We start from the raw sequence: 25326 nt of genomic DNA, 5'->3' as shown, positions 1-25326 counted from the left end.
AATCCCTTAGCCTCCGATCGAAAGGCTGATCCATGTGATCAGTGCTACCACACCGACCACCATGGCAAATGCATAATGGAAAACGTAACCCGACTGCGCACGCCCTGCGAGGCGGGTTAAGAAGGGGATGATCCCAAGGGCAAGGCCGTTGATCCCCCCGTCAATGATTTTGGTATCGCCAAGCTTCCAAAAGACACGGCCAATCACCTGAGCAGGGCGCACAAAGACCGCGTCATAAATCTCGTCAAAATACCACTTGTTCAGCAAGAACAGATAAAGCGGGCGGTTAACCGCTGCCCAACGGGCAGGAAGGCTTGGGACAGCGATGTAAAAGATATAAGCCACAAGCAGCCCGCCCAACATCGCGATAAACGGCGCAACTTTGACCCATTTGGGCACTTCATGCGCGTCACTGAGAACGGTATTGTCAGGGGCTTGGTGAATGGCCCCTTCACCGGGTGCGCCCGTAAAGACATAGTGATGTTCAGCTTCGGCTGTGCCCTCATGCGTGGCGGCATGGGTGGCATCATGACCTTCTTCGGCCATGGCCGCATCAGTGTGACCTTCGGTGCCATGGGTTGCGTCCCCCTCACCATGGGCCATCGCCTCAGCATAGGGGACGCCAAAGAATTTACCGACCTCATCTGGATGCCCAAAGAACGGCTTCAGCCAGATCATACCTGCAAACACCGCACCAAAGGCCAGAACGCCAAGCGGGATCAACATCACCACAGGGCTTTCATGTGCGTGATCATGCGTGTGCTTGTCACCCCGCGGGGTGCCAAAGAAGGTCAGGAACATCAAACGCCATGAATAGAAGCTGGTGAAGGCAGCAGCGATCACCAACATCCAGAAGGCGTAATGGCCCAAACCACCGCCAAAGGCATAGGCGCTTTCAATCACCGCGTCTTTGGACAGGAACCCTGCAAAGCCATAATAGGTCAGCGGGATACCAACGCCCGTGATGGCCAATGTGCCAATCAGCATGGCCGCGAATGTATAGGGAATCTTCTTCCGCAATCCGCCGTAATTGCGCATATCCTGCTCATGATGCATCGCGTGGATGACGGAGCCTGCGCCAAGGAACAGCATGGCCTTGAAGAATGCGTGGGTGAAGAGGTGGAACATCGCCACCGAATAAACCCCAACCCCTGCCGCAACGAACATGTATCCCAATTGCGAACAGGTGGAATAGGCGATGACGCGCTTGATGTCGTTCTGCACCAATCCAACAGTGGCCGCAAAGAACGCGGTCAGCGCGCCAAGGATGATGATGAAGTTTGTGGCATAGGGGGCGTATTCCATAATCGGCGACATACGGCAGACCAAGAAGACCCCCGCCGTCACCATGGTTGCAGCGTGGATCAGCGCGGATACAGGGGTCGGGCCTTCCATTGCGTCAGGCAACCATGTGTGCAGCAAGAGCTGCGCCGATTTCCCCATCGCGCCGATGAACAACAGCATTGCGATTGTATTGGCGGCATTCACCTCAAAGCCGAGGAAGGCAAAGCTTTGCTCTGCCAATTCCGCACCCATCGGCAAAATCACATCAAATTGGATCGAGTCCGCCATCCAATACAGACCGAAGATCCCCAACAGGAAGCCGAAATCGCCAACGCGGTTGACGATAAAGGCCTTCATCGCCGCCGCACCTGCGCTTGGCTTGCGGAAATAGAAGCCAATCAAAAGATAGGAGGCGACCCCTACCCCTTCCCACCCGAAGAAGAGTTGCAGCAGGTTATCCGCGGTCACCAGCATCAGCATGGCAAAGGTGAAGAACGACAGATAGGCAAAGAACCGCGGGCGATAGCTTTCGCCTTCGCGGAAATTGTCGTCATGCGCCATGTAGCCAAAGGAATACAGATGCACGAGCGCCGAGACAGAGGTGATCACAATCAACATAATCGCCGTCAAGCGATCAATGCGAATGGCCCAATCCGTGAACAGGCTGCCTGATTCCACCCAACGCAGGATTGAAATGGAATAGGTTTCGCCATCAAACCCGATGAACAGGGCCCAAGACAGGATCATCGACAAGAATAAAAGCGCGGTTGCAATGATGCAGGCGAGTTGTTCACCAAACCACCGCCAGCCAAAGCCAGCCAAAAGCGCGCCGATGAGCGGTGCAAAAAGCAGGATCGTTTCCATCGGCTCAGCCCTTCATATTCGAAACATCTTCAACCGCGATGGTGCCACGGTTGCGGAAGAAACAGACAAGGATCGCAAGACCAATCGCGGCCTCTGCCGCGGCGACTGTCAGGACGAACATGGTAAAGACCTGACCCGTCAAATCCCCTAAATAGGAGGAAAACGCGACAAGGTTGATATTCACCGATAGCAAAATCAATTCGACTGACATCAGGATCACGATGACATTCTTCCGATTGAGGAAGATGCCAAAAATCCCGATCACAAAGAGCGCAGCCGCCACCGTCAGGTAGTGTTCCAGTCCGATCGTCATCTCGTCCCTCCGAGGGGGTTTCCCTCATGGTCATTCAATATTCTGCGGGGCTAAAAGCCCCGCTTATGTCACAGCCCTTGACCAGGCTTTACGTCTTTTAGTTCCATCGCTTTCGCAGGATCACGATACATCTGCGCCAAGACATTCTGGCGCTTGACGTCCACGCGGTGGCGCAGCGTCAGAACAATCGCGCCCACCATCGCAACCAACAAAACCAAACCTGCCAATTGGAACACCAACAGGTAATGATCATAAAGGATCATCCCCAAAGCTTTGGTATTGTGCATCTGATCGATTGCGGGGGTTGGATTGCCCAAGCGGGTATCAATCCCCTCTGAAAAGGCCCATGTGCCATAGGCAAGGCCCAGTTGGATCAACAAAATAACACCAATCAAAAGCGCAAGTGGCATATATTGCGCCATTCCCGCCTTAAGTTCGGCGAAATCAACATCCAACATCATCACCACAAAGAGGAACAACACCGCCACCGCGCCCACATAGACAATGATCAACAGCATCGCGACAAATTCAGCGCCCAAAAGGACGAACAAACCCGCGGCAGACAGGAAGCTGAGGATCAGCCACAGAACCGAATGCACGGGGTTGCGGGCCAGCACCACCAAAAGTGCTGCGGCAACCAGAACGGTTGAAAACGCATAGAAGGTGATATCGGCCACGCCCATATTTCAGTCCTCGCCTTAGTCAATGGCCGCTTTGGCCAGTTCCATCGCTTTGTTCATCGCAGGCACACCGCCAAACATCGCGGCCATGCCAATGGTCTCAGCAATCTCTTGCGGGCTTGCCCCTGCCTCGACCGCGTGGCGCACCGTCATACGGATTTGCGCCTCGGCCAATGCGCCCTGAACGGTCAGACCATGCAGGGTCAAAAGCAGCCGCGTTTTCGCGTCCAAACCCCCCGGATTGAATTGCTTTCCAAAGAAAGCCTCCATCATTTCGGCGGGCATGGTGGGCCAAAGTTTATCAAGATTTGACGCAGTAATATTCGCCATGGCGGGGTTAACCGCCTTGAGGAAGTCCTGTGTCATCTCTTGCGTTTGGCGCATCAATGCCTCGAAAGGATTCTGGGGGGACTCGTTACTCATTTTACACACTCACAGGTTCGGACTTACCGATACGGCGCGTCCAACTCTAGGTTGCGGGCAATTTCCGCTTCCCATCTCTCACCATTGGCCAGAAGTTTGGCCTTGTCGTAATACAGTTCTTCACGGGTTTCAGTGGCAAATTCGAAATTCGGCCCTTCAACAATCGCATCCACAGGGCAAGCCTCTTGGCAGAAACCGCAATAGATGCATTTGGTCATATCGATATCGTAGCGCGTGGTGCGGCGGCTGCCGTCCTCGCGGGGTTCAGCGTCAATTGTGATCGCCTGTGCGGGGCAAATCGCCTCGCATAATTTGCACGCGATGCAGCGCTCTTCGCCATTCGGATAGCGGCGCAGCGCATGTTCGCCCCGAAAACGCGGCGACAACGGCCCCTTTTCATGCGGGTAATTGACGGTCGCTTTGGGGGCAAAGAAATACTTAAAGCCCAGCTTGAAGCCTTTAAAAAAGTCGACCAGCAAGAAATATTTTGCAGCGCGGGTATAATCGATCTGTGTCATCGTTCAGCCCCCAATTGCCCAACGGGCATATGCCCCACCAAAGAGTTCAAACTTTGCGAGGAAAGCGACCAAGACGACCCAAGCCAAAGACATAGGCAGGAACACTTTCCAACCGATGCGCATCAATTGGTCATAGCGGTAGCGCGGCACAACCGCCTTTACCATCGCGAAGAAGAAGAAGAATACGGCCATCTTAGCGACCATCCACAGCGCGCCATCTGCCACCCCTGGAATGGGCGATAGCCAACCGCCGAAGAACAACAGCGTCATCAGCGCGCACATCAAGAAGATCGCGATATATTCGCCGGCCATGAACAGCAAGAACGGTGTCGAAGAATATTCAACCTGATAGCCCGCGACCAATTCCGATTCCGCTTCGGGCAGATCGAAGGGCGGGCGGTTGGTTTCAGCAAGCGCCGAGATGAAGAACAAAAACACCATCGGCAAATGCGGCAACCAATACCACGAGAACAGGCCGAAATCCCCGTCCTGCGCGCGCACGATATCGCCAAAGTTCAGCGATCCAGTCGAAATGATTACCCCAACGATGATCAGACCAATGGACACCTCATAAGAGATCATTTGCGCTGCCGAGCGCAAAGAGCCAAGGAACGGATATTTCGAGTTGGACGCCCATCCCCCCATGATCACGCCGTAAACCTCAAGCGAGGAAATCGCGAAAACATACAGGATTGCCACGTTCAAATCGGCCAAAACCCATGTATCGTTGAACGGGATCACCGCCCAAGCAATCATGGCCAAGACAAAACTGGTCATTGGCGCCAGAAGGAATACGGGGCGATCCGCACCAGCGGGGATCACGACCTCCTTCACGACATATTTCAGCGCATCGGCCACGGTCTGCAACAGGCCAAACACACCCACCACATTGGGGCCGCGGCGCATCTGAACAGCCGCCCAAATTTTGCGGTCGCCATAAACAAGGAAAAGTAGCGAAACCATCACAAAGCCGATCACAAGCAAACATTGTGCTGCGATGATCAGCATCATTCCGGGCGTGGTTGATAAGAAACCGTCCATGTCGTCCTCAAACCGTCGGTATGCCGTTATCCTGACAGGCCGCAACGATGACTTCTGCATCTATCGTCTGCGACCCGAGCGGGAGCGATGGCGAGATGGTGTAAACCGCATCTCCGCGCCAAATGCCACCCTCTTCGTATACATTTGTGCGCACATGTCGCGCAAAACCATATCCGCGGATCAGCGCATATTGCGCTGCCGCACATTTGGCATAGTCCTCGACATTACTTGTCGTGGCCGCGCCTGACATTTGCACGATGAAATTCACCAAGTCGTCGTCCAGTAGTCTTGTCTCTACACCGTCATAAAAAGCGGGTGGCCCTTGATCGTAACGCGGAATGGTCTGGCATCCCGCAAGGCCTAAGCCCGCCCATATCAGCCCCGCGACCATCATAGAACCCCGTTTCGAGATAATATGATGTAAATCGCGGAACATCATTTCTTCATTCAGCCGCCAATGCGGCCGCATTACGCGCCTTTGCATTCGCCGATAGCTCGGCCATCAATTGGCTGGCGCGGGCAATCGGGTTGGTTAGGTAATGATCTGCAATGGCCGATTTGAAATCTGCCTTACCCAAGGCCTTTTCCGTCAAAGCCGCGCCTGAATTCGCGGGCAACTCGTCCACCATAGCCAAATGTGGCACGGCTTTCACTAAGGCCTGACGCAATTGGGTTTGGGTGTCGTAAGGCAATGTCGCGCCCAATTCAGCGGACAGCGCGCGCAAAATCGCCCAATTTTCCTTGGCTTCATTGGGAGGGAAATTCGCGCGCAGCGCCAATTGCGGACGCCCTTCGGTGTTTACGAAGAGGGCGTTTTCTTCGGTATAAGCTGCAGCAGGCAGAATGACATCCGCACGATGCGCGCCACGATCCCCATGGCTGCCTTGATAGATAACAAAGGCACCATCGGCGATCTCAACCTCATCTGCGCCGAGGTTATAGATGACATCCGCATCTTTTACCGCGGCGGTCAGCCCCCCCTTGGTAACAGCGCCCACATCCATCGCGCCCACGCGGGCCGCGGCCGTGTGCAAGACCAAGAGGCCCGATTTGGTTTTCTCAGCCAAGGCTTGCGCTGCGGCCAAAACCGCCTCGCCATCGGCCTCACGCAGGGCCCCTTGGCCGATGATGACCAGTGATGCCTGTTTTGCGACCGCCCCTGCCGCACAGGACAAGGTTTTCTCCAAGGCCGCACGATCTGTGCCTAGATGTGCATAGTCATAGGTCAGATCAGCCGCTTCGCCGATCACCTCGACATTTGCGCCGCGCGCCCATGCTTTGCGAATCCGCGCATTAAGCACGGGGGCCTCAAGGCGGGGGTTGGTGCCGATTAGAATGATATGATCTGCGTGATCAATATCTTCAATCGCCGCTGTGCCCACATAGGCCGCGCGATTGGCTTCGGGCAATTTCGCGCCATCGGTGCGGCATTCTACAACGCCACCTTGACCCTCGATCATCTGTTTCATTGCGAAAATCGCCTCAACGGGGGCCAAATCACCCACGAGACCTGCAATTTTCTTAGCGCCTTTCAGCGCCTCCGCGGCTTTGGCCAAAGCCTCGCCCCAGGTTGCTTTGCGCAATTTACCTTTTTCGCGGATATAGGGCACATCAAGACGCTGGCGGCGCAGGCCATCCCACACAAAGCGGGTTTTATCCGAAATCCATTCCTCGTTCACGCCATCATGGTTGCGCGGCAGGATACGCATCACTTCGCGCCCTTTTGTATCCACGCGAATATTGCTGCCAAGCGCGTCCATCACATCGATAGTCTCGGTCTTGCTCAACTCCCAAGGCCGCGCGGTAAAGGCATAAGGCTTGGAGGTCAGCGCGCCCACGGGGCACAGGTCGATGATGTTGCCCTGCAAGTTCGAATTCAGGGTTTCCCCAAGATAAGAGGTGATCTCTGCATCCTCACCACGGCCGGTCTGGCCCATTTGGGTGATCCCTGCCACCTCGGTGGTGAAGCGCACGCAGCGCGTGCAGGAAATGCAGCGCGTCATGTGGGTTTCGACCAAGGGGCCCAAGTCCAAATCTTCTGATGCACGTTTGGGTTCGCGATACCGGCTAAAATCCACGCCATAAGCCATGGCCTGATCTTGCAGATCACATTCACCGCCTTGGTCACAGATTGGACAATCAAGCGGGTGGTTGATCAGAAGAAACTCCATCACCCCTTCGCGGGCTTTCTTGACCATAGGCGAATTGGTTTTCACCACAGGCGGCTGACCTTCTGGACCGGGGCGCAAATCGCGCACCTGCATCGCGCAAGAGGCCGCAGGTTTGGGGGGGCCACCCACTACCTCAACCAAACACATCCGGCAGTTGCCCGCGATGGAGAGGCGCTCGTGATAGCAGAAGCGCGGAATTTCGATTCCTGCGACTTCACAAGCTTGGATCAGGGTCATCGCCCCTTCCACCTCGATCTCATTCCCATCAATTACGATTTTTCTCAGGTCGCTCATGCGCGCGGTCCTTCGTTGGCCTCAGGGCGGGTCTGGAATTTATGCCCTGCAAATTCGCTTTTGGTGCCTTCTAACCCTCAATAAGCAATCTGCCAACGGCTGACTGCGAAGAAATTTCGTCGCGGCCCAATCTGCACATAGATTGGGCATCTTCGACACTTGCTTCGCGCTCTGCCAGATAGGCCGCTGCTAGGGCACGGTATCGTGCTTTGTCAGCATCGCTATCGAGATAGTCTTCTAGCTCAGCACGCGAATAGCCCAAGGATATGCCGCGATCAACCAAGCTTTGTGCAAACGCCCAAGCGCGCAGAATCCGTGCATTGATACTGTCACAACGATTGCGCACCAATCGCCCGATTGAGATGACCAAAAGACCCTCATGAATTTGGGGATCGTTGCGCAAGGCATCAAAGCGATCCTCAGCCCTTGCAGGCATCGCCGCTGCCGCCAAAAGCAGCGTAAGGACCAAGGCGCGCACCATCGCGCGCGGGCCATTTCGAGGGGATTTGTGCATCTGCGTTACCATATTCAAATCAGGCCACATCGGGTGCCAGAGCGCAATTCACAAGCCCGTGCAGAGCTTAGGCCAACGGTAGATATAAAAACGGGGCCGCAAGGGCCCCGTTCTCTCTCATTCTGCTGCAATCGCGGCACCGCGTTTTGATTTGATACGATCTTCAATTTCATCACGGAAATTGCGGATCAAACCTTGGATCGGCCATGCAGCCGCATCACCAAGCGCGCAAATTGTATGACCTTCAACCTGCTTGGTCACATCAAGCAGCATATCGATTTCTTCAACCGATGCCTCGCCTTTGACCAAACGATCCATCACGCGCATCATCCAGCCCGTGCCTTCGCGGCAAGGCGTGCATTGGCCACAAGATTCGTGCTTGTAGAATTTCGACAAGCGCCAAATCGCTTTGATGATGTCTGTGGATTTATCCATCACGATCACCGCAGCTGTGCCAAGCCCAGAGCGCTGTTCGCGCAGATAATCAAAATCCATGATGGCCTCGCGCATATCCTCACCACGGATACAGGGCACAGATGATCCACCGGGAATGACCGCCTTAAGGTTATCCCAGCCACCGCGAATGCCGCCGCAATGACGCTCGATCAATTCCTCAAAGGTGATCGACATCGCCTCTTCCACCACGCAAGGGGTGTTCACATGGCCAGAAATCGCAAAAAGTTTTGTCCCTGCATTATTGGGGCGCCCAAAGCCCGCAAACCATTCAGCCCCACGGCGCAAAATGGTCGGCACAACCGCGATTGATTCGACATTGTTCACCGTGGTCGGGCATCCATAGAGACCCGCCCCCGCAGGGAAAGGTGGCTTCATGCGTGGCATGCCTTTTTTGCCCTCAAGGCTTTCAAGAAGCGCAGTTTCCTCGCCGCAAATATAGGCCCCTGCCCCGTGATGCAGGTATAGATCAAAATCCCAACCCGATTTCGCGGCATTTTTGCCCAGAAGGCCCGCATCATAACATTCGTCAATCGCGGCCTGCAGGGCCTCGCGTTCGCGGATATATTCACCGCGGATGTAAATGTAGCAGGCATGGGCCCCCATCGCGAAAGAGGCGATCAAACATCCCTCAATCAGCGTATGCGGGTCATGGCGCATGATCTCGCGGTCTTTACAGGTGCCAGGCTCAGACTCGTCCGCATTCACCACCAAGTATGACGGGCGACCATCGCTTTCCTTCGGCATGAAGGACCATTTCAGACCTGTGGGGAACCCTGCCCCGCCACGGCCCCGCAATCCCGATGCTTTCATGATCTCAATGATTTTGTCACGGCCCAGCGCAATCAGGTCTTTGGTGCCATCCCAATGGCCCCGCGCCTTTGCGCCTTTCAGGCTGCGCTCATGCATCCCATAGATGTTGGTAAAGATGCGGTCTTTATCCTGAAGCATGTCCTAGTCCTTGTCGTTCTGGCGCTGCCCGTGCCCCGCACGGAGTTTTTTACGGCCTTGCCATACCTGATACGTTACCACAAGCGCCCAGAAAAGGGCCGCAATTGCCGCAAGGTCAAACAAAAAAGCCAGTCTCGCAGGCCACCCAAGATGGGCGCCGATGGCCTGCATCAACATCCACAACAGCATTGCCCCCGCAATAACCAAGGCAGCCACCCGCCCCTTACGGTCGAGCGCGGCATCTTCAGCGTTTTGCATGGGCAGTTTGCGGGTCATTCATTTGGTCTGCAACATGGCATGTCATTTGCTCGGGGTTTTAACGGGGGTGGCTGGAAGCTGCAAGAAAAAGCGGCCCCGCATCTTGGATGCAGGGCCGCCTTTTGAAGGAATTCGCATTAGGACTTAGTAGACATCCCCATCGCCAACGCGTTTTGAAAATTCCGTTTGCCCACCTGCGGCCAAGGTTTTGACTTGCGCAACCCAATTATCGCGGCTGACACGGCCCTTGAACCCTTCGAGGTTCTGATCAACCCATGCAACCTCATCCGCCGTCCAAGAGGCAACTTGGTCAAAATGGTAAAACCCTAGACGATTAAGCAATGCCTCCAGTTTCGGGCCAACGCCTTTGATCATTTTCAGATCATCCGCCCCCGAGGCGCGCGCGGCGCTCAAGGCGGCAGGGCGCGTACCCGCGCCTGTGGTGGCCGCGGGTGCGGCGGCTTTGGCAGCCGCTTTGGGTTTTGCTGTGGCTTTGGGTTTCGCCGCTGCCTTTGGCTTGGGAGCGGCTTTTGGTTTTGCAGCAGGTTTTGCAGTTGCGGATGCTGCAGGTGCTGCCGCCTTCGGGGCTGCGGGTTTTGGCGCTAAGGGCTGTGGCGCAGAAACACTCTTATCGGCGGGCTCAGGCAAGCTGCGACACAGCGTGAGCATCAAAAACAACCCCACACCGACTGCCACGATCACGGCCGCAAACACCGCTTGCATAAAGCTCCAATCGCCAAGGACTGCCACAAGCACCCCTGCAAATGCCCCGACCAATGCCGCCAAGCCCCATGACACAGCTGCACAGGTCAAACCCCCTGAATTCTCGCTCATTTATTTTCCCCGGTCTGATCGTAGATTTTTGATCACTGATTTCGACATGCGCCTGTCGCGCCTTAATGCCCCGCAACTTACCCTATCTTTTCACATATAAAAAACATCTTTTCATGGGGTGACATGTAAAAAACCCGCCATAAAGGCGGGTTTTTTGTGGAATTGATCCGAATTTTGAGTGGTAAAGCCGCTTATTCGCTCGACTTTGGCTTGCGCGATGCGGGCTTTGCTGCCGCCTTTTTGGCAACTGGTTTCTTCGCAGCAGGCTTTTTCGCAGGCGCTTTCTTCGCCGCATTTGCGGGTTTGGGCCGCGCGGCCTCCTTGGGAATACCGGCCGATGACTGCTTACCCCAAGGGGCCAGCAATGGCACCTCGGTGCCATCAATCCGCTTGACCGTATCACCGATATCTGCCGCCAATCGCGCAGAGGCATTCAGCGGATCGCGGCCCTTTTCATGCGCGGCCAAACTGGTCAGACCCGATGCAGGCTCAGATGTGTAGCGGCCATTTTGTGGCCCAGGTGTCGGCACCTTGCCTGCCGACAATTCATCAATAATCTCAGACAGGCGCGCCGCCGTCAGGTCTTCGTAATAGTCCTTGCCGATCTGCGCCATTGGCGCGTTGGAACAGGCGCCCAAACATTCGACCTCTTCCCACGAGAACTTGCCATCTTTCGACAGCTCATGCGGGTTGGGGGCAATTTTCTCGCGGCAAATGCCAATCAAATCTTCCGCGCCACAGATCATGCAGGAGGTGGTGCCGCAAACCTGAATATGCGCCACGCTGCCCACGGGCTGCAATTGGAACATGAAATAGAAGGTCGCGACTTCCAAGGCGCGGATATAGGCCATGCCGAGCATATCAGCGACATATTCAATCGCAGGCTTGCTGAGCCACCCTTCCTGTTCTTGTGCGCGCCACAACAGGGGAATAATCGCCGAAGCCTGACGTCCTTCGGGGTATTTGGTGATCTGCGCCTCAGCCCATGCCTGATTTTCAGGGGTAAAGGCAAAGCTATCTGGCTGTTCCGAATGAAGGCGTCTGAGCATCGTAAAGTTTTCCGTCAACAGGTTGAACGCGGCGGTGATCCCGCCGCTGCAAAGGCCGATCCGAGATCAGCGGTCAATCTCACCAAACACAACATCAAGCGACCCAAGAACAGCAGACACATCCGCCAATTGGTGGCCGCGGCATAGGTGATCCATCGCCTGAAGATGCGCAAATCCAGGGGCGCGGATCTTAGAGCGGTAAGGTTTGTTGCTGCCATCAGAAACCAGATAGACACCAAACTCACCTTTCGGGGCCTCGACCGCGGCATAAATTTCGCCCTCAGGGACGTGGAAGCCCTCGGTATAAAGTTTGAAGTGATGGATCAGCGCCTCCATCGAGGTTTTCATCTCACCGCGTGAAGGCGGGGTGATCTTGCCGCGTGCTAGAACATCGCCCTGATTTTCGGGCAGTTGCAACTTGGCACAGGCTTGGCGGATGATCGAAATGGATTGGCGCATTTCCTCCATGCGGCACAGGTAGCGATCATAGCAATCGCCATTCTTGCCCACAGGGATTTGGAATTCGAACTCGTCATAGCATTCATAGGGCTGTGCGCGGCGCAAATCCCATGCCAAACCAGACCCGCGGGCCATAACCCCCGAGAATGCCCAGTTTTGAATATCTTCTTCAGTGACAATGCCAATATCGACATTGCGCTGTTTGAAGATGCGGTTTTCGGTCAAAAGCCCGTCAATATCTGACAATACGCGCGGGAAGTCCTGCGCCCATGTATCGATATCCGCAATCAATTCAGGGGGCAGATCTTGGTGCACGCCACCGGGGCGGAAATAGGCCGCGTGCAAACGCGCACCACAGGCGCGCTCGTAGAACACCATCAGCTTTTCGCGCTCCTCAAAGCCCCAAAGGGGCGGCGTGAGCGCGCCCACATCCATCGCCTGCGTGGTCACGTTCAGCAAATGGTTCAAGATACGCCCGATCTCGCAATAGAGAACACGGATCAACTGGGCGCGGCGCGGCACCTCGACACCTGTCATACGTTCGATCGCCAAGCACCATGCGTGCTCTTGGTTCATCGTGCCAACGTAATCCAAACGGTCGAAATAGGGCAGGTTTTGCAGATAGGTGCGGCTTTCCATCAGCTTTTCTGTGCCGCGATGCAAAAGGCCGATATGCGGATCACAGCGCTCGCAAATCTCGCCGTCCAATTCTAGCACCAAACGCAACACGCCATGCGCGGCGGGGTGTTGGGGCCCGAAATTGATATTGAAATTGCGAATTTTCTGCTCGCCTGTCAGCGCGTCTTCAAATCCTTTGGAGCCGTCCATCATTTCTGCGCCTCCTTGGCTTGGTCTGCCTTCTCATCCCCGGGCAGCACATATTGCGCGCCTTCCCATGGGCTCATGAAATCAAATTGGCGGTATTCCTGAACCAGTTTTACAGGCTCGTAGACCACGCGCTTGAGCGCCTCGTCATAGCGCAGCTCAACATAGCCAGTGGTCGGGAAATCCTTGCGCAACGGATGACCGCGAAAGCCGTAATCGGTCAAAATGCGGCGCAGATCGGGGTGGCCCGTGAAAAGGATGCCGAACATATCGAACACTTCGCGCTCAAACCAATTCGCCGATGGATGAATCGACACGATAGAGGGGGCCATCTCATCCTCGCGCAGCGCTGCTTTAAGGCGGATGCGTTGATTTTGATACATAGACAAGAAATGCCAGACCAAATCAAAGCGCCGCTCTCGACCGGGGTAATCCACAGCGGTCACATCGACCAAGGTCGAGAAGGCGCAATTGCGGTCGAGTTTCAAGAATTCCACGAAATCCAACAGATGGGCCAAAGAGACCTCAACCGTCAATTCGCCGCGTATGATGGCGCTGCCCATCACGGCTTCGGGCTGCTTTTCGGCCAGATAATTCGCCAATTCTTGCAAGGCCTGGTCGCTCATTGCGTCACTCTCTTTTTGGTTCGGGCGCCTTGCGCCCAAAGATGCGCCTTAGCGCGTAATCGTTCCCGTGCGGCGGATTTTGCGCTGCAACTGAAGGATACCATAAAGCAGCGCTTCAGCGGTCGGAGGGCAGCCAGGAACATAAATATCCACTGGCACAATCCGATCACAGCCGCGCACAACGGAATAGCTGTAATGGTAGTAACCGCCGCCATTCGCACAAGATCCCATCGAGATCACATAGCGCGGTTCAGGCATCTGGTCGTAAACCTTGCGCAACGCAGGGGCCATTTTGTTGGTCAAAGTGCCCGCCACGATCATAACATCCGACTGGCGTGGCGAGGCGCGTGGGGCGATCCCGAACCGCTCCGCATCATAGCGCGGCATTGAGGTGTGCATCATCTCAACCGCGCAGCACGCCAGACCAAATGTCATCCAATGCAAGCTGCCCGTGCGCGCCCAGTTGATGATGTCCTCTGTCGAGGTCAACAAAAACCCTTTATCCTGAAGCTCGCGATTAAGCGCTTGGGTGGCGACCTCTTTGTCCACACCTGCGGTGTTTTGACCTGTCATCACTCCCATTCCAGCGCTCCTTTCTTCCATTCATAGGCAAAGCCAATGGTCAGCACGCCTAAGAACACCATCATCGACCAGAACGCCGTCATCGACATATCTGGGAAGGCAACCGCCCATGGGAACAGGAACGCGATTTCCAAATCAAAGATGATGAACAGGATCGACACCAAATAGAAACGCACATCAAATTTCATGCGCGCATCATCAAAGGCGTTGAACCCACATTCATAGGCGGAAACTTTTTCAGGATCAGGATTGCGCACAGCGACAATCACAGCAGCCAAAATCAGGATCAGGCCAAGGCCGATGGCCATGGCAAGAAAGATCAAAATTGGCGCGTATTCAGAAAGAAGGTCTTGCAAGATGCTCTCCCTCGGTTGTCAGGAACCGTGGCAAAGGGTGTCCGGTCAGCGCAGGGTCTAGCGCCAAGCCTTGAAGTGGTCAACCGATGCGCGCGCATTGCGCACGTTTTGTCGCTGCTTTTTTCAACCAAAGGCCCGAGTTTCGTGCAAATTTATGCCGCAAGGCGCAGATTGCGCTAACCCTATGTTGCGCGACACCTGCATCGGGCGGTATGTCTAGGCCGAACGACAAGCCCCCATGGGGCTAAATGAGGGACTATGCCAGAGCGCACGGAAACCGAGAGCCGCAAATTGCTGCGCCGCTTGCAAGCCAGTTTGGCCGAAGCAGGCGCAGGACAGGAGCGACTTGACCGTATCACCCATCTGATCGCCGATTCGATGGGCACGGAGGTATGCTCGATTTACCTGCTGCGCGATTCCGACACCCTCGAGCTTTGCGCGACTGAGGGCTTGGCCCCCGAGGCCGTTCACGTCACCCGAATGCGCCTCGGCGAGGGTCTGGTGGGGCGCGTTGCCCGCGATGCCCGCCCCATTAACACCCCCAACGCCCCCGCCGCGCGTGGATTTCGTTATATGCCCGAGACGGGCGAAGAGCGGTATTCCAGTTTCTTAGGCGTGCCAATCCAGCGCTTAGGGGAACGGCTTGGCGTTTTGGTTGTGCAATCGAAAGAGGCGCGCAGCTATTCGGAAGATGAACTCTATGCCCTAGAGGTTGTCGCGATGGTTCTGGCTGAAATGACAGAACTTGGCGCCTTTGTCGGTGAGGGCGAGGCTTTATCGGCTCGTCACCAATCGCAGGTGATGATCCGTGGCGGTGTCGCGCAAGAGGGCGTGACCGAAGGCGCGGTTTACCTACACGAACCACGCGTGGTCGTCACCCGCCCCGTGGCCGATGATCCAGAGGCCGAACAAGCCCGCCTATCAGATGCAATCGCCACGCTGCGCCAATCGGTTGATCAGCTTTTGACCCGTATGGACAACGATGACAGCGAGGAACGCCAAGTTCTCGAAGCCTATCGCATGTTCGCCAATTCGCGCAGTTGGATCAAACGGATGCAAGAGGACATTGCGCGAGGCCTATCGGCCGAAGCAGCCGTTGAAAAAGAACAATCGGCCGCCCGCGCGCGGCTAGAAACTGTGCCTGACGCCTATTTGCGCGAACGTTTGCAGGATTTAGACGACCTTTCAAACCGCCTTTTGCGGATTTTGACAGGTCAAGGCGGCGACACGGGCGCGGAAATGCCCGAACACCCGATTCTCGTGGCACGCAACATTGGGCCAGGGGAATTGTTGGATTATGGCCGCCGCCTCAAAGGGGTGGTGCTTGAGGAGGGATCGGTTGGAAGTCACGCGGCGATTGTGGCCCGCGCCCTTGCCATTCCGCTAATCATCAATGCCAAACGTATCACAACCGAGGCGCTGAACGGTGACCCGATTTTGGTCGATGGCGAGCAGGGTATCGTGCATTTGCGGCCCGAAGAGAATGTGGCCAAGGCGTTTCGCGATAAAATCGCCATGCAGGCCGCGGCGCAAGAACGCTATGCCTCGATCCGTGACAAACCCGCCGAGACGCTTTGCGGCACGCGTATCACGCTTGAGATGAATGCGGGCCTTATGGCGGATCTTCCCTCCCTGCCCTCGTCTGGTGCGGAGGGCGTGGGGTTGTTTCGCACGGAATTGCAATTTCTAACGCGCAACCAAGTGCCACGGCGCGGGGAATTGGCCGCGCTCTATTCTCGCGTCATGGATGCAGCAGGCGGCAAGCGCGTGGTGTTTCGCACGCTTGATATAGGCTCGGATAAGGTGCTGCCTTATATGAAGCGGCCAGAGGAACCAAACCCCGCCTTGGGGTGGCGCGCGATCCGCGTGGGTCTTGATAAACCGGGCGTTATGCGAATGCAGTTGCAGGCCCTAATCCGCGCGGCACAAGGCCGCCCGCTTTCGGTCATGTTCCCCTTTGTGGCCCAGCTTGAAGAATTCACCGAGGCCCGTGATCATCTTTTGCGCGAAATGGATCGCGAAGCGGCCTTGGGACATATCTTGCCCAAAACCCTTAAAATCGGGGCCATGCTGGAAACCCCAAGCCTTGCTTTCGCACCGCGCCAATTTTTTGAAATGGCTGATTTTGTCTCAATCGGCGGCAATGACCTTAAGCAGTTCTTCTTCGCCGCTGACCGCGAGAACGAACAGGTGCGCCGCCGCTATGACACGCTCAATGTCAGTTTCTTGAATTTCCTAGAAATGATCGTCACGCGGTGCGCGGAAACTGAAACCGATTTATCATTTTGTGGCGAGGATGCAGGCCGCCCCCTTGAGGCGTTGTGCTTTGCCGCGATGGGTTTGCGCAAATTGTCGATGCGCCCCGCCTCCATCGGCCCCGTCAAAAGCCTCTTGCGGCGGGTTGATTTGCGCGAACTGCGCGCCGTGATCCGCGAAGCGCAGGCAACAGGGGCGATGAGCGTGCGCAGCGCGGTTGCAAACTGGCTCGCTCATCAAAACGGCCATTAGGCCCTAGCTGCGCAGCGCAGGCAGCCCAACGCCTGTCGACTCAAACCCCCCATCCGCAGCCAGTATTTGACCAGAGATGTAGCTCGCTTTTTCACTGCATAGGAAGCAGATCGCTTCAGCAATCTCACGCTCGGACCCATAACGATTGAGCGGGATCGCATCATGATAGGCGGCGATGATGGCGGGCGAATGCACCGCAATCGACAATTTCGTGCGCACAGGGCCAGGGCAGACGCAATTCGAACGAATGCCGTATTCGCCCAATTCTGCCGCCTGCTGTTTGGTCAAATGAATAACAGCCGCCTTGGTCGTGCCATAAGCCACCCGCAAGGTTGACGCCCGCAGACCCGAAATTGACCCAATATTGACAATCGCGCCATGGGTTTCCTTTAGCGCAGGCGTCATCGCCTGTGACATCAGAAAAACGCCATCTAAATTGGTCGCCATGACACGGCGCCATGTTGTGAAATCGCATTCTTCAATCGGCCCAAATTCCGCGACACCTGCATTATTCACCAAAGCATCCACGCGCCCCATTTTGGCGCTGATCTGGGTCGCCAGTTCTGCCACAGCCTCAGGGTCTGAGACATCGCAAACAAACCCTAGGGCCCCATCACGCGGGTTGGATGTCGCGCCAAGTTCGGCCGCATCGCGATCCACCATCGCAACCCGCCAGCCCATCTCAAGGAAAAGATCAGTGGTGGCCAATCCGATACCGCGCGCGGCCCCCGTTACAATCGCTACTTTGCTCACCTGTTTGTCCCTCCCTTTATGTTGGCTTTGCCGTGGCATCCTGACGGGTTCCGCGCTCGTGGCAAGCGGAATTTATGCCGCCCGAAAAATGAGGGCTTTTATTATTAGACCGAGCCGTCTAAGAAATATCGCATGAGCTTAGCCGATGTGACATATGACGCCCCCAAACGCCGTGGCCGCCCCGCCACTGCGCCCCAAGACGCGGCCACCTATCAGCGATTGATCCGCGCAGGGTTGGTGCATCTCACAGAGCGGGGTTATTCTGCGGTCGGGCTTGATATGATCCTGACGCATGCCCGTGTGCCAAAGGGCAGTTTCTATCATTATTTTCCCAACAAGGCCGCCTTCGGTCGCGCCGCCATCGCGGCCTATCGCGCCTATTTCGTGGCAAAGATGGAACGCCACTTGAGCGATGACAGTCTTGCCCCGCTTGCCCGTGTCGCGGCCTTTGCTGCGGCGGCCGAGGCGGGCATGGCCCGTCACGGCTTTCGGCGCGGATGTTTGATTGGCAATCTGGGCCAAGAAATGGGCGCATTGCCCGAAGAATTTCGCGCCGATCTCATTGCGACCTTGGAAGATTGGCAAGCCCGCTTGGCGCGGGTTCTACAGCTTGCCCAAAATCAGGGCGAGATATCCCCCCATCAAAACCCCGCCGATCTGGCGCAAATGTTCTGGATCGGATGGGAGGGCGCCGTTTTGCGGGCCAAATTGGAACGCGGGCCTGCGCCCTTGCGCCTGTTTGCAGCGCGATTTCTTGCACAACTTAACACCACCCCAAAAGGAGATGCCCCATGTTCGATGCCATCGTAATCAGCAAAGCGGATGATCAGCAAAGCGTGGCCTTGCGCCAAATCGCCAAGGAAGACTTGCCCGAGGGGGATGTTTTGGTCGAAGTGGCTTGGTCAACCTTGAATTACAAGGACGCGCTCGCCATCACAGGGGCCGCGCCAGTGGTGCGCAGTTTTCCGATGGTTCCCGGCATTGACCTATCGGGCATCGTCCGTGAAAGCGCAGATCCACGCTATAATCCCGGCGATCGGGTGGTCTTGAACGGATGGGGTGTTGGTGAAAAACATTGGGGCGGTTTGGCGCGTTTCGCACGCCTCAAGGGCGATTGGTTGGTTCCACTTCCCGATGGTGTCAGCCTGCGCCAAGCGATGGAGATCGGGACAGCAGGATATACCGCGCAGCTCTGCGTCAGCGCCTTGTTAAAGGCCGGTCTCACGCCAGAGGCGGGCGAGGTCGTGGTCACGGGGGCCGCGGGCGGTGTTGGCAGTGTTGCAGTGGCCCTTTTGGCGGCGAAAGGATTTACTGTCTGTGCGGTCACGGGCCGCGCCGAGGAAGAAGCCTATCTTAAATCCTTGGGCGCAAGCGAAATCCTGCCGCGAGAGGAATTCGCAGGCAAACCCCGCCCCCTCGACAAGGAGCGTTTCGCAGGCGCGGTCGATGTTGCGGGCAGCACCGTCTTGGCTAATGTTATCTCGAAAATGAAATATCGTGGGCTTGTCGCCGCCTGTGGCCTTGCCGCAGGCATGGATTTGCCAAGCTCGGTCGCGCCCTTCATTTTGCGCGGGGTCAGCCTATTGGGGGTCGACAGTGTCATAGTGCCGCGCGATGAGCGGATTGATGCATGGGCGGCCCTGGCCAAAGATTTGGATATGAGCAAATTGGCGGCAATCGCCCATGAAATGGCCCTTGAAGATGTCATCGCAGAGGCGCCAAAATTTCTTGAAGGTAAAATCCGCGGCCGCGTGGTTGTGCCTTTGAATGCGGCACTGGCCTAATAGGGCCCCAAAAGGATAGCAGCTATGACAGCCCCCCTTGCCCCTTTAGCGCTTGAGGTTGAGGCCCCAAAGCGGCGTATGGCCTTTCCAAATTGGGTCTATCTCTTGCGCGAGTTTGAGGCGCTTTACAGGCGCGGCTCGGCGGGGGGATCAAAACCAATCCGCAGCCACCGCAAACGGGTGCGTGAAGGCATCTCGCAGGTATTTGACACAAATCCCGCGGTGATGCCGCGCGGGCCATTGCTTAAACCCGTCACCGACCATTTGCCCCGCGCCCTTGATCTGGGCGAGCGGGGTTTGGTCGCGGGATTGTCGCGCGCGCTGTCGCGGGTCGCAACCGAACTGACATGGGAATACCGCTATGAGAAAGTGCCAAAGGCCTTGGCGCAGAAATATGCCTATTGCGAGATATTGGCGCCGCGCGGGCCGATCTATTCTGAAAAGATGATCTTGGGTTTTGTTCTCTTTGCCCCCCGCACCACTTACCCGCAACACAGCCATGCGGAAATTGAAGAAAGCGATATCTCGGTCGCGGGCGATTGGTCTGAAAACGAGGTCGCAGTTCATGCGCCAGGTTCGTTAATCCTAAACCGCCCCGGTGACGAACATCGGATCACAACGGCGGATCTTGATCCCTGCCTCTTGGCATATGCATGGCTTGGGCCTGAAAGCAAACTTTCAAGCCCAGGGATGAAGCTTTCTGCAACAAGAAAAGCCCGTATTGAAGCGGGCATATAAAAAGCAATCGAGGTCAAATCATGCAGGCAGCGGATATTGTGATTGTCGGCGCAGGGTCAGCGGGATGTGTGTTGGCCAATCGCCTGTCTGAAAATGGCAAGCACAAGGTCGTGTTGTTAGAGGCGGGTGGGCATGACCGCCACCCTTGGGTGCATATCCCCGTGGGATATCTCTATGCGATGGGAAATCCGCGCCTTGATTGGTGCTATAAAACCGCGCCTGTGGCGGGGTTGAATGGGCGCGCGCTCAACTATCCGCGTGGGCGGGTTTTAGGGGGCTGCTCCTCAATCAATGGAATGATCTATATGCGCGGCCAAGCGCGCGATTATGATCTTTGGCGCCAGATGGGCAATACGGGCTGGGGATGGGAGGATGTCCTGCCCTATTTCAAACGCTCGGAAGATTATCATCGCGGCGCGGACGCCCTGCATGGCGCAGGCGGCGAAATGCGCGTGGAAAATCAGCGCCTGTCATGGGAAATTTTAGATGCGGTGCGGGAAGCCGCCGCTGAAATGGGCATCCCGCCCTCAGATGATTTCAACACAGGCGACAATGAGGGCGCGGGATATTTCGAAGTGACCCAAAGAGGCGGTTTGCGGTGGAATGCGCGCCGCGCCTTCCTTGATCCTGCCAAAACCCGTAAGAACCTGAGCATCGTAACGAATGCCGAGGCCGAGCAAATCGTCATCACCGAGGGGCGCGTTCGCGCCTTGCGCTATCGTCAAAACGGGATCGTCAAAGACATCCAAATCCGTGGTGAGTTGGTCTTAGCCGCAGGGGCAATTGGCACACCGAAACTTTTGGAGTTGTCAGGGATCGGCCAAGCGGAGCGCCTACAGGGTTTGGGCATACCCGTGATCCAAGACAGCCCCGAGATTGGCGAAAACCTCGCCGATCACCTTCAGATCCGCACGATTTTCCGCATTTCAGGCGCAAAAACACTCAACACCCTTTACGCCTCGCTCTGGGGGCGGGCCAAAATTGCGCTTGAATATGCACTCAAGCGATCTGGCCCGGTGGCCATGGCCCCCTCACAACTGGGTATTTTCACGAAATCAAGTTCCGATTACGAAACCGCTAATATCGAATATCATGTGCAGCCCCTATCGCTGGAAGCTTTTGGTCAGCCTTTGCATGACTTCCCCGCCCTCACCATCTCGGTCTGCAACCTGCGCCCAGAAAGCCGCGGTTCGGTGCATATCACCTCGCCCGATGCAAAGGCCGCCCCTGTCATTGACCCGAATTACCTATCGGCTGAAGCTGATCAGCGCGTGGCGGTCGATAGCATCAAACATGCCCGCCGCCTGATGCAAACCGAACGCTTGCGCGCCTTTGCACCGCAAGAAATCAAACCCGGCACCCATATCAATAGCGAAGGTGATCTGGTGTGCGCCGCAGGCGATATCGCAACCACGATTTTTCACCCTGTCTCAACCGTTCGAATGGGAGCGGCTCAAAACGCGCCGCTTGACCCAGAGTTGCGCTTGCGCGGGATTTCGGGCCTGTCTGTGGCGGATGCCAGCGCGATGCCATCCATCCCCTCGGGAAATACCCATGCGCCCGTGACCATGATTGCCGAAAAAGCCGCAGATTTGATCTTGGCGCGCCTCGCTTAGGCGCCCCAACGCGTCACTTTCCCCGTGACCCCTGACCAATCTCCAACGCCCAAAATGCGAGCAGGGTTGGTGGGTGGTGGCATCTCTACCCCCTCGAGGCGGTGAAACCCGAAGCGGCTATAATACGGGGCATCCCCCACCAACATGGTGCGCGACCAGTGCAAGGCGTCAGCCCGCCGCAGACCTTCACGGATCAGCAGCCCGCCCAAACCTTCCCCCTGACGGGTGGGATGCACGGCAATCGGGCCAAGCAACAACGCCTCTTTGGCCCCGACACGCACGGGCCAAAAGCGGATCGCCCCACCAATCGCGCCATAGTCATCGCGGGCTATGAGACAGAGCCCCTCAACAGGCGGTACCCCATCACGCAAGCGATAGGAGCTCAGGGCCGTGCGCCCGGGCGCAAAGCACAGATCGAAAAGGGCTTCGACCTCCCACCAGTCATTTGGCTGCTCTTTGGCTATATCGACCATTGGCTGCTCATGTAATGCCTCTGGTCAAACTGGTAGCACGGCGCTAGCTCAATGCCAAACCGAAGAAGCAAAAGGCGCGGCGATGTTCTATAAACCTGATGACGGCCACCCCCTGCCCCACAACCCATTCAATGCCATAGTCGCACCGCGCCCGATTGGGTGGATTTCGACACGGGGGAGCGATGGTCAGGACAATCTTGCGCCTTATTCCTTTTTCAACGCAGTCGCCTATGTGCCGCCACAGGTGATTTTCGCCTCGACCTCGGCCAAAGCGGATCGCGGCGACACCAAGGATAGCGTGGCCAATATTCGCGAGACGGGGGTGTTTTGTGTTAATCTAGTGGGCTACGAGATGCGCGATATGATGAACCAAAGCTCTGGCCCGTGGCCAAGGGGCGTGGATGAATTCACCCATGCACAGATCGCCCGTGCCCCCTGTGAAACCATTGCGGCGGCGCGGGTGGCCAACGCCCCCGCAAGCCTTGAATGCAAACTGACCCAAATCGTTGCCTTGGACGGGGCACATAATTTTGCGGTCTTTGGCGAAGTGACGGGGGTTCATATCCGCCCCGATTGCCTGAATGATGGCCGCTTTGACATCACCCGCGCGGGCGTGATTTCACGGCTTGGCTATCAGGATTACGCGCAAATCGGTGAAATTTTCACCATGACGCGGCCTGAATAGGCCAAAATACCAATTCGCGGGTTCCCTTCCCCCCCGCCGCTTGCGATACTGCGCGCTTGGATTTGGAACCAACCCATGGAGGGGCAGGATGACAGAGCGCGTGATTGGCGTGATCGGCGGCTCGGGCGTCTATGAGATAGACGGGCTTGAGGGCGCGAAATGGGCTGAGGTGAACAGCCCATTTGGCACACCCTCTGACGCCATCCTGACGGGCCGCCTGAGCGGGGTCAGCATGGCCTTTTTGCCCCGCCACGGGCGCGGCCATGTCCACAGCCCCACCACGGTGCCCTATCGCGCCAATATTGACGCGCTAAAACGCCTTGGGGTGACCGATTTGATCTCTGTCTCCGCCTGCGGGTCATTCCGCGAAGACTTGGCGCCTGGTGATTTCGTCTTGGTTGATCAATTCATCGACCGCACCTTCGCGCGCGATAAATCTTTTTTCGGCACAGGTCTGGTGGCCCATGTCAGCGTGGCGCATCCAACCTGCGCGGATCTCAGCGCAAAATTGGCCAAGGCCGCAAGCGCAAGCAGCGCAAAACTGCATCAAGGCGGCACGTATCTGGCGATGGAAGGCCCGCAATTCTCGACCCTCGCGGAATCACTGATGTATCGCAATGAATGGAAGGCCGATGTGATCGGCATGACCAATATGCCAGAGGCAAAATTGGCCCGCGAAGCGGAGATGTGCTACGCCCCGATTGCAATGATTACGGATTATGACAGTTGGCATGCAGATCACGGCGCAGTGGATATCACCGAGATCATCAAAACCCTCACAGGAAATGCAGAGAATGCGCGCAAAACCATAGCCGCCTTGCCTGCGCTTTTGGGGCCTGAGCGCGCGCCTTGTCGGTGCGGCTGTGATCGCGCATTGGATCACGCCATCATGACGGCCCCCGATAAGCGCGACCCTGATATGGTCACCAAGCTAGCTGCGATTGCAGGCCGCGTGCTGTAAGGCCCGCCGAACGGAGAGACGCTATGACGCCCCAAAAAACGGTTCAGGATTATATCCGCACCATTCCCGATTTCCCGCATGAGGGGATTTTATTTCGTGACGTGACCACGCTTTTTGCAGACCCGCGCGGGTTTCGATTGGCTGTGGATCAATTGCTTGCCCCTTATGTTGGGCAAAAGATTGATAAGGTCGCGGGGCTTGAGGCGCGGGGGTTCATCCTTGGCGGCGCGGTCGCGCATCAACTGGGCAAAGGTTTTGTTCCTATTCGCAAGAAAGGCAAATTGCCCGCGGCCACAATCAGCGAAGATTACGCATTGGAATATGGCACCGCCACTGTCGAGATCCATGATGATGCTTTCGAGGCGGGTGAACGTGTCCTGCTCGTGGATGATCTCTTGGCCACTGGCGGCACGGCGCGAGCGGGCATTCACCTGATTGAGCGCCTCGGCGCGCAGGTGACGGGCTGCGCCTTTGTGGTTGATCTGCCCGAATTGGGGGGGCGCGCCAAGCTTGAGGAGATGGGCCAAAGCGTTCACGCGCTCTGCCAATTCGATGGGCTATAAAATTTTTCGCAATTTCACCAAAATTTAACGCCCTGCCCTGTATCGAAGGGGCGTTCGCCAGCACGTGCGAACATGTTGCTTGCTAACCCAAACCCTCGCCTCGCTCATATTATGGGCGGGGCGAATTTTGGATGTAGGGGATGGAACGTGCCTTGGCCGCTTGCGGGGCGGGAAACTTTCCTCTAGTCAAACCCTGTGGCCGCTTGCTGGAACTGGTAGACAGACCGGACTTAAAATCCGAGGCTTTCGGGCGTGTGGGTTCGAGTCCCACAGCGGCCACCACCTTCCCCAAAAAAAACGCGCCCCAATGGGACGCGTTTTGAAAGATCAGGCGTGACGTTTGATCAGGCAGCTTCGGCCTGATTGCGGCGTTCGCTTTCCTCGCGGCTCAGCGCAACAGAGGTGCGCACGCCAGAGGCCACAAATTTCATCAAGCCTTGAACAACGCGCTCATTGGGGTCGATCCCTGCACAGCTGAGCACCTCGCGCCCATCACGGGAGCGCGCCCAGCGTGCGATTTGCTCTGGACCGTTGCCGAATTTCTTGTCATCGGCGATTGCATCATCAAGCGCGGCCAAAACAACGGCAGCAAATAACTTGCGTGCGCGTTGACCTTGCTCGTAATTGAAGGCGGTGCCATCAACGAAATCTCGCATTTCGTCGTCCTTTTTATTTTTTGCTCTTGCGTTTTGCGGCGTGGGGCCCCTTATGCACATGTTCTAAGCGATTCTGGTATGCGAATATTGCATA

At 56.4% G+C, this 25326-nt stretch carries 27 protein-coding genes, 1 tRNA gene and 1 pseudogene; 9 read left to right on the top strand and 20 right to left on the bottom strand.

Features of this window, described 5'->3' with window-relative positions:
- Positions 1 to 6: 6 nt before the first annotated feature.
- The 17 genes and pseudogenes from nuoL to AAC636_RS04800 form a co-directional block, all read right to left on the bottom strand.
- Entirely contained in the window at positions 7 to 2148 is a 2142-nt protein-coding gene (gene nuoL / locus AAC636_RS04880; protein ID WP_340300584.1) for an NADH-quinone oxidoreductase subunit L, read from the bottom strand.
- A gap of 4 nt (positions 2149 to 2152) precedes the next feature.
- Positions 2153 to 2461 carry an NADH-quinone oxidoreductase subunit NuoK gene (gene nuoK / locus AAC636_RS04875; RefSeq protein WP_317656049.1) on the bottom strand — a complete coding sequence of 103 codons (309 nt, stop codon included), beginning with the start codon at positions 2459 to 2461 and terminating at the stop codon, positions 2153 to 2155.
- A 68-nt stretch (positions 2462 to 2529) separates the two neighbouring features.
- On the bottom strand, positions 2530 to 3144 hold the full coding sequence (locus AAC636_RS04870) for an NADH-quinone oxidoreductase subunit J (RefSeq protein ID WP_340300583.1): 615 nt from the start codon (positions 3142 to 3144) through the stop codon (positions 2530 to 2532).
- A 15-nt stretch (positions 3145 to 3159) separates the two neighbouring features.
- The gene (locus tag AAC636_RS04865; RefSeq protein ID WP_340300582.1) at positions 3160 to 3564 is read right to left on the bottom strand and encodes a carboxymuconolactone decarboxylase family protein; all 405 of its coding nucleotides are present in this window, start codon (positions 3562 to 3564) and stop codon (positions 3160 to 3162) included.
- A 23-nt stretch (positions 3565 to 3587) separates the two neighbouring features.
- Entirely contained in the window at positions 3588 to 4082 is a 495-nt protein-coding gene (nuoI, locus tag AAC636_RS04860; RefSeq protein WP_317656054.1) for an NADH-quinone oxidoreductase subunit NuoI, read from the bottom strand.
- 3 nt (positions 4083 to 4085) lie between these two features.
- Complete coding sequence (nuoH, locus tag AAC636_RS04855) at positions 4086 to 5123, bottom strand: NADH-quinone oxidoreductase subunit NuoH (RefSeq protein ID WP_317656056.1); 1038 nt, start codon at positions 5121 to 5123, stop codon at positions 4086 to 4088.
- Positions 5124 to 5130: 7 nt separating this feature from the next.
- Positions 5131 to 5517 (bottom strand): hypothetical protein, encoded by a 387-nt coding sequence (locus AAC636_RS04850; RefSeq protein ID WP_340243618.1) that lies wholly within the window; start codon positions 5515 to 5517, stop codon positions 5131 to 5133.
- Between the two features lie 49 nt (positions 5518 to 5566).
- Entirely contained in the window at positions 5567 to 7588 is a 2022-nt protein-coding gene (gene nuoG / locus AAC636_RS04845; RefSeq protein ID WP_340300581.1) for an NADH-quinone oxidoreductase subunit NuoG, read from the bottom strand.
- Between the two features lie 70 nt (positions 7589 to 7658).
- On the bottom strand, positions 7659 to 8102 hold the full coding sequence (locus tag AAC636_RS04840) for a DUF5333 domain-containing protein (RefSeq protein WP_340300580.1): 444 nt from the start codon (positions 8100 to 8102) through the stop codon (positions 7659 to 7661).
- A 117-nt stretch (positions 8103 to 8219) separates the two neighbouring features.
- The gene (gene nuoF / locus AAC636_RS04835) at positions 8220 to 9506 is read right to left on the bottom strand and encodes an NADH-quinone oxidoreductase subunit NuoF (RefSeq protein WP_317656062.1); all 1287 of its coding nucleotides are present in this window, start codon (positions 9504 to 9506) and stop codon (positions 8220 to 8222) included.
- 3 nt (positions 9507 to 9509) lie between these two features.
- Positions 9510 to 9782 (bottom strand): DUF5337 domain-containing protein, encoded by a 273-nt coding sequence (locus AAC636_RS04830; protein WP_317656064.1) that lies wholly within the window; start codon positions 9780 to 9782, stop codon positions 9510 to 9512.
- A gap of 126 nt (positions 9783 to 9908) precedes the next feature.
- A complete protein-coding gene (locus AAC636_RS04825) occupies positions 9909 to 10598 on the bottom strand; it encodes a hypothetical protein (protein ID WP_340300579.1) in 690 nt (229 codons plus the stop codon).
- Between the two features lie 203 nt (positions 10599 to 10801).
- Positions 10802 to 11647, bottom strand: a pseudogene (gene nuoE, locus AAC636_RS04820) (NADH-quinone oxidoreductase subunit NuoE); the annotation flags it as partial.
- Positions 11648 to 11713: 66 nt separating this feature from the next.
- Positions 11714 to 12937 carry an NADH-quinone oxidoreductase subunit D gene (locus AAC636_RS04815; protein ID WP_340243165.1) on the bottom strand — a complete coding sequence of 408 codons (1224 nt, stop codon included), beginning with the start codon at positions 12935 to 12937 and terminating at the stop codon, positions 11714 to 11716.
- A complete protein-coding gene (locus AAC636_RS04810) occupies positions 12934 to 13557 on the bottom strand; it encodes an NADH-quinone oxidoreductase subunit C (RefSeq protein ID WP_340300578.1) in 624 nt (207 codons plus the stop codon). The genes AAC636_RS04815 and AAC636_RS04810 overlap by 4 nt, the downstream gene beginning before the upstream one ends.
- 48 nt (positions 13558 to 13605) lie before the next feature.
- Entirely contained in the window at positions 13606 to 14139 is a 534-nt protein-coding gene (locus tag AAC636_RS04805; protein WP_317656068.1) for a NuoB/complex I 20 kDa subunit family protein, read from the bottom strand.
- Positions 14130 to 14495: an NADH-quinone oxidoreductase subunit A gene (locus AAC636_RS04800; protein ID WP_317656069.1), complete on the bottom strand. Its 366-nt coding sequence runs from the start codon at positions 14493 to 14495 to the stop codon at positions 14130 to 14132. The genes AAC636_RS04805 and AAC636_RS04800 overlap by 10 nt, the downstream gene beginning before the upstream one ends.
- Before the next feature lie 258 nt (positions 14496 to 14753).
- On the opposite strand from AAC636_RS04800, the gene ptsP reads away from it, so the two are divergent.
- Positions 14754 to 17003: a phosphoenolpyruvate--protein phosphotransferase gene (gene ptsP / locus AAC636_RS04795; RefSeq protein ID WP_340300577.1), complete on the top strand. Its 2250-nt coding sequence runs from the start codon at positions 14754 to 14756 to the stop codon at positions 17001 to 17003.
- A gap of 3 nt (positions 17004 to 17006) precedes the next feature.
- On the opposite strand, the gene AAC636_RS04790 is transcribed toward ptsP, so the two are convergent.
- Positions 17007 to 17756 (bottom strand): SDR family NAD(P)-dependent oxidoreductase, encoded by a 750-nt coding sequence (locus AAC636_RS04790; protein ID WP_340300576.1) that lies wholly within the window; start codon positions 17754 to 17756, stop codon positions 17007 to 17009.
- A 132-nt stretch (positions 17757 to 17888) separates the two neighbouring features.
- Between AAC636_RS04790 and acuR the strand changes: the two genes are divergently transcribed.
- The 4 genes from acuR to AAC636_RS04770 all read left to right on the top strand — a co-directional run bounded on the left by acuR (position 17889) and on the right by AAC636_RS04770 (position 21894).
- Entirely contained in the window at positions 17889 to 18566 is a 678-nt protein-coding gene (acuR, locus tag AAC636_RS04785; protein WP_340300575.1) for an acrylate utilization transcriptional regulator AcuR, read from the top strand.
- Positions 18548 to 19540, top strand: a complete 993-nt coding sequence (gene acuI, locus AAC636_RS04780; protein ID WP_340300574.1) for an acrylyl-CoA reductase (NADPH) — start codon at positions 18548 to 18550, stop codon at positions 19538 to 19540. Before acuR ends, acuI begins: the two co-directional genes overlap by 19 nt.
- A 78-nt stretch (positions 19541 to 19618) precedes the next feature.
- Positions 19619 to 20278, top strand: a complete 660-nt coding sequence (locus AAC636_RS04775; RefSeq protein WP_340301088.1) for a dimethylsulfonioproprionate lyase family protein — start codon at positions 19619 to 19621, stop codon at positions 20276 to 20278.
- A gap of 20 nt (positions 20279 to 20298) precedes the next feature.
- Positions 20299 to 21894, top strand: a complete 1596-nt coding sequence (locus tag AAC636_RS04770; protein ID WP_340300573.1) for a GMC family oxidoreductase — start codon at positions 20299 to 20301, stop codon at positions 21892 to 21894.
- Here the strand turns inward: AAC636_RS04770 and AAC636_RS04765 are convergent.
- Positions 21891 to 22367 (bottom strand): GNAT family N-acetyltransferase, encoded by a 477-nt coding sequence (locus AAC636_RS04765; protein WP_340300572.1) that lies wholly within the window; start codon positions 22365 to 22367, stop codon positions 21891 to 21893. The genes AAC636_RS04770 and AAC636_RS04765 overlap by 4 nt on opposite strands.
- Before the next feature lie 82 nt (positions 22368 to 22449).
- Between AAC636_RS04765 and AAC636_RS04760 the strand changes: the two genes are divergently transcribed.
- From AAC636_RS04760 to AAC636_RS04745, 4 genes are all read left to right on the top strand, one after another.
- Complete coding sequence (locus AAC636_RS04760) at positions 22450 to 23052, top strand: flavin reductase family protein (RefSeq protein WP_340300571.1); 603 nt, start codon at positions 22450 to 22452, stop codon at positions 23050 to 23052.
- A gap of 88 nt (positions 23053 to 23140) precedes the next feature.
- A complete protein-coding gene (locus AAC636_RS04755; RefSeq protein ID WP_340300570.1) occupies positions 23141 to 24013 on the top strand; it encodes an S-methyl-5'-thioadenosine phosphorylase in 873 nt (290 codons plus the stop codon).
- 23 nt (positions 24014 to 24036) lie between these two features.
- Positions 24037 to 24576 carry an adenine phosphoribosyltransferase gene (locus tag AAC636_RS04750; protein WP_317656083.1) on the top strand — a complete coding sequence of 180 codons (540 nt, stop codon included), beginning with the start codon at positions 24037 to 24039 and terminating at the stop codon, positions 24574 to 24576.
- Between the two features lie 197 nt (positions 24577 to 24773).
- A tRNA-Leu gene (locus tag AAC636_RS04745) sits at positions 24774 to 24858 on the top strand.
- 62 nt (positions 24859 to 24920) lie between these two features.
- Here AAC636_RS04745 and AAC636_RS04740 read toward each other — a convergent pair.
- Positions 24921 to 25232: a DUF6280 family protein gene (locus AAC636_RS04740; protein WP_317656084.1), complete on the bottom strand. Its 312-nt coding sequence runs from the start codon at positions 25230 to 25232 to the stop codon at positions 24921 to 24923.
- Positions 25233 to 25326 lie beyond the last annotated feature (94 nt).

This window comes from Roseobacter sp. HKCCD5988 (assembly GCF_037830355.1).
Lineage (GTDB): Bacteria > Pseudomonadota > Alphaproteobacteria > Rhodobacterales > Rhodobacteraceae > M30B80.
Note: the sequence above shows the minus strand (reverse complement) of the source record. Positions and strands in the feature narration are given on the sequence as shown.